Annotated in this window: 1 protein-coding gene and 1 pseudogene; both read left to right on the top strand. The window is 74.4% G+C overall.

Annotation, left to right across the window (positions count from 1 at the left end):
* Window positions 1-110 (top strand): annotated as a pseudogene (locus tag D3D02_RS19470) (peroxiredoxin); the annotation flags it as partial.
* Between the two features lie 79 nt (window positions 111-189).
* Window positions 190-469: L-threonylcarbamoyladenylate synthase (locus D3D02_RS19475; protein WP_199723228.1), on the top strand; the 280-nt coding region annotated here is incomplete at its 3' end.

The following is a 469-nucleotide window of genomic DNA, read 5'->3' on the forward strand; positions in this document are numbered from 1 at the left end:
TCCTGCTCGACGCCGACCGCACCGTGGAGTACGCGTGGGTCGCGAGCGAGCATCCCGAGTTCCCCGACGCCGAGGCGATCGGCGACGCGGTCGCCGACCTCGTCGACTGAGCGGACCCGAGGTCGCGGCCCGGCGCGCGGACCGCACACACTCGTCACGCTTTTTCAACTCGCCGCCGAACGGTCGCGCGTGACCGCCGACACGAGCGACGACGGACCGGACCGATCCGAGGAGCTGCGCGCGGCGGCCGCCGCCGTCGACCGCGGCGACCTCGTCGTCTACCCGACCGAGACGGTGTACGGGCTGGGCGCCGACGCGCTCGACCCCGAGGCCGTCGAGCGCATCTTCGACCTGAAGGGCCGCGACCGGTCGAACCCCCTCTCGCTCGGCGTCGCGAGCGTCGACGACGCGCTCCGCTACACCCGCCCGACGGAGCTGGCCGTCGCCTTCGCGCGGGCGTTCCTCCCGG

The organism is Halobellus sp. Atlit-38R, from assembly GCF_003665925.1.
Lineage (GTDB): Archaea > Halobacteriota > Halobacteria > Halobacteriales > Haloferacaceae > Haloquadratum > Haloquadratum inordinatus.